Source organism: Ferdinandcohnia jepli, from assembly GCF_047246645.1.
In the GTDB taxonomy this organism is placed as follows: Bacteria; Bacillota; Bacilli; order Bacillales; family Bacillaceae_L; genus Ferdinandcohnia.
In genome coordinates, this window is sequence record NZ_JBFOKR010000033.1 from 1 (window position 1) to 6585 (window position 6585).

The 6585-nt window shown below is 36.8% G+C and carries 6 protein-coding genes, 1 tRNA gene and 1 other annotated feature; of the genes, 1 reads left to right on the plus strand and 6 read right to left on the minus strand.

What is annotated here, in order from left to right:
* Nucleotides 1-175: 175 nt before the first annotated feature.
* Nucleotides 176-446, minus strand: a binding site (T-box leader).
* The 6 genes from ilvE to AB3M96_RS22815 all read right to left on the minus strand — a co-directional run bounded on the left by ilvE (nucleotide 441) and on the right by AB3M96_RS22815 (nucleotide 5322).
* The gene (ilvE, locus tag AB3M96_RS22790; RefSeq protein WP_412969910.1) at nucleotides 441-1343 is read right to left on the minus strand and encodes a branched-chain-amino-acid transaminase; all 903 of its coding nucleotides are present in this window, start codon (nucleotides 1341-1343) and stop codon (nucleotides 441-443) included. (Overlaps the previous feature by 6 nt.)
* 552 nt (nucleotides 1344-1895) lie before the next feature.
* Nucleotides 1896-1972, minus strand: a tRNA-Arg gene (locus tag AB3M96_RS22795).
* 281 nt (nucleotides 1973-2253) lie between these two features.
* Complete coding sequence (locus AB3M96_RS22800) at nucleotides 2254-2766, minus strand: metallophosphoesterase family protein (RefSeq protein WP_412969911.1); 513 nt, start codon at nucleotides 2764-2766, stop codon at nucleotides 2254-2256.
* Nucleotides 2763-3368, minus strand: a complete 606-nt coding sequence (locus tag AB3M96_RS22805) for an XTP/dITP diphosphatase (RefSeq protein ID WP_412969912.1) — start codon at nucleotides 3366-3368, stop codon at nucleotides 2763-2765. The genes AB3M96_RS22800 and AB3M96_RS22805 overlap by 4 nt, the downstream gene beginning before the upstream one ends.
* Before the next feature lie 4 nt (nucleotides 3369-3372).
* The gene (gene rph, locus AB3M96_RS22810) at nucleotides 3373-4119 is read right to left on the minus strand and encodes a ribonuclease PH (protein ID WP_412969913.1); all 747 of its coding nucleotides are present in this window, start codon (nucleotides 4117-4119) and stop codon (nucleotides 3373-3375) included.
* Between the two features lie 138 nt (nucleotides 4120-4257).
* Nucleotides 4258-5322, minus strand: coding sequence for a GerMN domain-containing protein (locus AB3M96_RS22815; RefSeq protein ID WP_412969914.1), 1065 nt, complete (start codon nucleotides 5320-5322; stop codon nucleotides 4258-4260).
* A gap of 137 nt (nucleotides 5323-5459) precedes the next feature.
* Here AB3M96_RS22815 and AB3M96_RS22820 point away from each other — a divergent pair, with 137 nt between their 5' ends.
* The gene (locus AB3M96_RS22820; protein WP_412969915.1) at nucleotides 5460-6401 is read left to right on the plus strand and encodes a nuclease-related domain-containing protein; all 942 of its coding nucleotides are present in this window, start codon (nucleotides 5460-5462) and stop codon (nucleotides 6399-6401) included.
* The last annotated feature ends 184 nt before the right edge of the window (nucleotides 6402-6585 follow it).

Below are 6585 nucleotides of genomic sequence, written 5' to 3' on the forward strand. Positions count from 1 at the left end.
TATAAAAGACTGGCTGATGTCGTGCATTTTTTATGCCTTTAATTGTGTAGGAACCCCAACAAATATTATAGAACCTTTAAAATTAAATGAATTTCGCCATGGTGTATTTGTCGTTCAGTCTTTACAAATAGAGCAAAATAAAAAGCCAATCCACCCACTAGACCAAAAATTTGGTCGAAGGGGCGAAAAGGCATTTGTCACTTTTCACGGTACCACCCTTTTTTGTGATCAATTCAAAAACTGATCACCTCAGGAACAACATTACATTGTTCATTTTGGTAACGGGTGAGTAATTACCATACACCCGGCTAACTCTACTTGAAATATTCTCTTTCAAGTTAGCACTCAGAGGCGAGTTCATCCTACGGGATAACACCGGCTTCCACCATTCCGGCTCTCTGTAGATATCGAATCGTAAGACTACTTATCCTCTTCAACGTTTATCCAATATTAGTTGCCGCTTCCTTGTAAACTTTTACACCATCAGCTACAACCTTTTCCCTAAATACTTTAAGTAATTTTTTCGTATTCTCTCCAGGTACCCCTTCGCCAATTACTCTGCCATCCACCTTAACGACGGCAATAACTTCGGCTGCAGTACCAGTTAAAAATACTTCATCTGCAGTATACACATCATGTCTTGTAAATGGTTCTTCCCTCATGTCATATCCGAGGTCTTTAGCAATTTCAATAATTGCGCTTCTTGTAATCCCCTCCAACGCACCAATATAACCTGGTGGAGTAAGAATTTCATTTCCTCTTACTATGAATACATTGTCGGCTGAACCTTCAGCAACATAGCCTTGGTCATTAAGCATTAGTGCCTCACTAACGTTAGCTAAATGTGCTTCAATTTTTACTAAGACGTTATTTAAGTAATTTAATGATTTAACCTTTGGACTTAGCACATCCGGTCGATTTCTTCTGGTAGCAACAGTAACAATATCGATTCCTGTTTCATACAAATGCTTTGGAAAAATAGCTAGCGGTTCTGCAATAATAACCACCTGTGCTCTCTTGCAATTATATGGATCTAATCCAAGATCCCCCACACCGCGTGAAACGACGATACGAATATAAGCATCCTTTAATTGATTCTTATTTATCGTCTGTACGACCAGGTCAATCATTTCTTCCTTTGAATAAGGTATTGTTAACATGATTGATTTTGCCGAACGGAAAAGTCGATCATTATGATCTTCCATTCGAAAAATGTTTCCATCATACACCCTTATTCCTTCAAAGACACCATCACCATATAAAAATCCGTGGTCATATACTGAAATCTTTGCATCTTCTTTTTTTACAAATTGATCATTCAAAAATATCCATTGCTCACTCACATAGACACACCCCTTTAGTACATTTAAACAGAGACGCTTTACACCAGTGAAATTTTAGGTACAAAAAATAATCCAATTACATTTCGTTCCATCATAAATTATTACGATGAAATTGTTATGTCAGGACTGTTCTTGCGCTGCAATTCACTCTTGTTAGTTAGTAATTTTTGCTAGTAATTGTTTTATATTAGAGCCTATATTACGCCCATTTTTTGGAGTAGTCAACACCATTTTAAAGAATTGTTAGATATTTTGATTAATAAGATAAGTTGTATCCGCTTACAACGTTGCAGCCACGCGGTTTAAAAATTATGAAATTTTTTATGAAATTAGAAAAATTCAAGAGTTTGGGTTTAGGGTTTTTACTGAATGAAAAGGAAGGGATCTTGGGGGAAACTAAAAGATATTTATTAAGAAATAAATTTTAATGTTATTTCTGAGATAATTAAGGGATCTTTAAATTGTACAACTGGATCCGGAAGTCATGTATCATGATTTGTTCCTAAAATGACAAAAACTCTTTTCCAAAGGAAAAGAGTTGATTATGTAAGATGGCGTCCCAGGAGAGATTCGAACTCCCGACCGACGGCTTAGAAGGCCGTTGCTCTATCCAGCTGAGCTACTGGGACAATATTATTAAATTATTTTATGTTCAGTAAGCCACTATCTATATTGCGCTATCCTGTTCCTTCCTCTTCAAGAAAACTCGAGGATGATTAATGCGTCGGAACAAAGCTACATCGAGGAATCTCAATGATGTTTACGCTTAGCTGAGCTACTGGGACAAGTTGTTTTCGCTTCAATAACTCATTAGCGACATTTTTTATTATAGTCACATAGAAAAAATATGTCAACATTTTTTATGAAATATTTTTTATGAAGGGAGTGATTTCTCACTCCCATTCTCTAATTAACCCAATGAAACCCGAGTTGTTAGCTTATCAATAACTTTTCCTTCTGTAGAAAAAAAAGTCACTTCAATCTTATTTTCAATAATTGTTAGTATAACATATGTTCCTTCTTTTCGCATTCTTGGTAAACGAATGCTTCCAGGATTGATAAATAAAGTCTTCTCTATTAATTCCGCACCCGCTATATGGGAATGACCAAAACAAACAATGTTAGCTCCCGTTTCTTGAGCTCGATATTTCAAATTCATTAGCGTCATTTTTACATTATATAAATGACCATGAGTAAGCAGAACTTTTTTTCCATTTAAAAGAACAACCGAATCTTCCGGGTAGCTGGAGTCGAAGTCACAATTTCCACGCACCGCAGAAAAGCCACTCATTTCTGATGATACTGATGGAAGCTCAGAGTCTCCGCAATGCAGCATAAAATCAACTTCGTTTTTGTGCCTTTCTTTTATCTTCACAAGTTCATCTGTCCAGCCATGACTATCACTTATTAATAAAGCTTTCATTTTAATAATTCCTCTCGATCCTGTAAAAGCTTGTCCAATTTCCGTAATGCATTACCGCGATGACTAATTTCATTTTTCTCATCCTTGGTAAGCTGTGCCATTGTCTTCCCTTTTGCTACAACATAAAAAACGGGATCATAGCCAAATCCATTCGCACCGACAGGCTTATCAGTTATGATGCCTTCACAAGTCCCTTCAACAATCTGTGTCTCCTCACCAGGAATTGCTAATGCAAGCGCACAATGAAACCTGGCAGTTCTTTTGTCTTCGGGTACACCCTCTAGTTCAGCTAAAACTTTATTAAGATTGGCAGTATCGTCTTTTTGTTCGCCAGCATATCTAGCTGAATAAACACCAGGTCTACCATTCAGATAATCAACGGATAGGCCAGAATCATCCGCGATAACAGGTATCTTAAACTTGTTAGAAATTGCTTCTGCTTTAATTTTAGCATTCTCAGCAAAGGTTGTTCCCGTTTCCTCAATATCATCAATGCTTGGAAAATCAAGTAAGGATTTGACCTTAATCCCTTTAATCTCAAATAGATTATTAAATTCTTTTACTTTGCCAGCATTTTTTGTAGCAATCATAATTTCTTGCATGCTACTAGTCCCTCTTCCCTATTTGATTTGCAATCTCACCAAGTACTTCTTTTTGTAAAGAAATCAACTCATTTATCCCTTTTTCAGCCAATTCTAGTAATGTGTTCAACTGATTACGAGAGAAGGTAGATTCCTCTCCAGTTCCTTGTAATTCAACAAATTCTCCAGAACCGGTCATAACAACATTCATATCAACATTTGCTTTTGAATCTTCTATGTAATTTAAATCTAAAATCTCACCAAACTCTGGATCTATACCGACTGATGTCGCTGCCAAATAATCTGTTAAAGCAAATTCACTAATTTTTTTATCGGAAAATAGCTTATCAATAGCAATGGCCATTGCAACAAATGCACCGGTAATGGAAGCTGTTCTAGTTCCACCATCTGCCTGTATGACATCACAGTCAATCCAGATCGTTCTCTCCCCTAGTTTTTCTAAATTAACAACTGACCTTAATGCACGTCCAATAAGACGTTGAATCTCCATTGTTCGCCCTGACACTTTTCCTTTTGAGGACTCTCTTATGTTTCGTTGCTCTGTAGCCCTTGGAAGCATCGAATACTCCGCTGATATCCATCCTTTACCTGAGCCACGCATAAAAGGTGGTACACGGTCTTCAACGCTAGCATTACATATTACTTTTGTATCACCAACTGTAATAAGGACAGAGCCCTCAGGATGCTTTACATAATTCATTTCAAAGTGAATTGGCCGTAACTGTTCTTGGTTTCGTCCATCTACTCTCACTTTATAACCTCCAATCTTCACAAACCCATTATGTCGGAAAATTTAAAGAAGAGGCGGGCTACTGTGAGCCTACCTCTTACGTATCCTCTATATAGTATAGCAAAAATGTCTAATAATAATTAGAGACTTTGCTACTCTTTAGAAACTCCCTGTATTAACGTTCGTTGGACGAGTTACAGGCTCAGTTAACGTCTTTCCATCCTCAGTTAAAATGTCAGCCTCTCCATTAACAGTAACAGCAACACTTTGAATTTCAGGATTTTCAGTTAATGATAAAACTAACGTATTTAACACATGTTGAGAAATCATATTTTCATCAAAGCTTCCAAAGATAGCTTCATTAAAATCAAGCGTTAGTTTCCCATCCTCAAGTTTTGAACCTAGCAGCTCGACATCTGGGTGAAGTTCGCTCAATAAATTTGATGTAATATTTGGACCATCAATTAATGCACTTACGACTGCAGCTACTTGATCTTTCTCAGTAGTGTCAATTCGTTTTGTGACTGGGACATAATATTCAGTTTCGTCATTTTGAACATAGAAGTAAAGTGTCACAGGACGAGAGTTTGTAATGTCTACAACACCACTATTATCAAGATTAATTCCATCAGCTCTGCTTAAGCCTTCAGAGATAGGCGTACCGTTAACTGGCATTTCTTCAAGCACATGACCGTTCACTCTGATTTCAACATTCTCAATAGTGTCGAATTGAGTTAATGTCCAAGTAATTGCTTCTAGAATTTTCTTCTCATCTTCAGCATTGTATGTGTTAAACTCTTTGGAGAAGTCAGCAATGATTGTGCTACCTTCAAGTTTTACATCTACCTCAGTGTCTTGAGGAATCACGGCTCTGAATCCATCTGGTAAAATTTCATTCACTGGGCCACCAGCTACTAAATATTCAAGTACTTGCCGTGCAGCACCATCTGTTTTTGGTAACTCTGCTGAATAAGGCACAACTAACCCATTTTCATCAATTAGATACAAATCACGCTTCACTGTTTCAGTAGTAGCTTCCTCTTGATCAGCTGTAGTTTCAGTTGATTGGTCCTCACCAGTTGTAACTGTTGTATCAACCGCTTCCTCTTGAGGCGGATCCATCTGGGCAACCTCTTTTTCTACACTAAATAAGCCACATCCTGAAAGTAAAACAGAAGAAGATATAACAGTTGCAGCTAATGTTGATTTTGTAATTTTACGCATTCTTTTCCCTCCTAAGGCAGTTTGTACTACTATGTATACGAGCCCTATTTTTAAATTAGACCGTTTTTCAGAGAAAAATTTGGACAAATTGTTTTGATTTTTGGAAGGGAAAAGATAAAACGAATAGAATTTATAGAATGATAGTTATAGAAAGGGATGTGTTACTTATTAAAAAACGTACTCTTCCAGAAGAATTACTACTACTAACCAGTCTGCGTGGTCGATCAAAATTAGAAGAAAAATATGAAAATCAGTTTTACAGTCTTGAAAAAGGATACAAAGGAGAATTGGTGTTTGATAAGTGGCTTGAGAGCCTTAAGGTGGATTGCATCATACTTCGTGACCTTCTACTAGAAGTGAATAACACCCAATTCCAAATTGATACACTCGTAATTTTCCAGTCAAAAATTTTAATGTTTGAGGTGAAGAATTACGAAGGAGACTATTATCTTAAAGATAATAAATGGTACACCTCTTCAGGAACAGAAATTATTAAAAGCCCCCTCATTCAACTAAACCGTAGTGAAGCACTTCTAAAACAATTACTCCACTCTCTTGGTTTCAACTTTCCAATCGAATCTCATCTGGTCTTTGTTAATCCCGAATTTTTCCTATATCAAGCCCCCATGAGTTTACCAATTGTTTTCCCAACTCAAGTTAATCGTTTTGTTTGCAAACTAGATTTAATACCGTCAAAAATCTCAGTAAGACACTATAATCTTGCAGAAAAACTGGTTTCCCTGCATTTGGCTGAGTCTTCTTATAAGCGAGTACCGGAATATAGTTTTGAAAAGTTGGATAAGGGAGTTTTGTGTGCGTGTGGTGAGGGGTTTATGGTGAAATCAACTCAAAATCTTTTAATATGCGAAAAATGTGGTTTGATAGAAAAGAACGAACCCGCTATTCTGCGTTGTATTGATGAGCTATTTATACTATTTCCTAAAATGAAAATTACAAAAAAACGGGTATATGAATGGAGTAATGGAGTAGTTTCTCAAAAGACATTACAAAAGGTTCTAACTAATAACTATATAACTGTTGAACTCGGTAAAGGTTCCCATTATGTTAAATCAAATTAGTGTAGTACCCACTCATGCTTGGTTTCCTTTGTGAGTGGGTACGTTTCTTCACTTCCTTAGCCACTCGTGCTTGGTTTCCTTTGTGAGTGGGTATGTTTCTTCTCTTTCTTACCCACTCATGCCTGTTTTCCTTTGTGAGTGGGTATGTTTCTTCTCTTTCTTACCCACTCATGCTTGGTTTCCT

Coding starts and splice junctions, on each gene's coding strand:
- AB3M96_RS22800 (WP_412969911.1), bottom strand. CDS start 2,766: ATGAAAGCTTTATTAATAAGTGATAGTCATGGCTGGACAGATGAACTT.
- AB3M96_RS22805 (WP_412969912.1), bottom strand. CDS start 3,368: ATGCAAGAAATTATGATTGCTACAAAAAATGCTGGCAAAGTAAAAGAA.
- AB3M96_RS22815 (WP_412969914.1), bottom strand. CDS start 5,322: ATGCGTAAAATTACAAAATCAACATTAGCTGCAACTGTTATATCTTCT.
- AB3M96_RS22820 (WP_412969915.1), top strand. CDS start 5,460: ATGATAGTTATAGAAAGGGATGTGTTACTTATTAAAAAACGTACTCTT.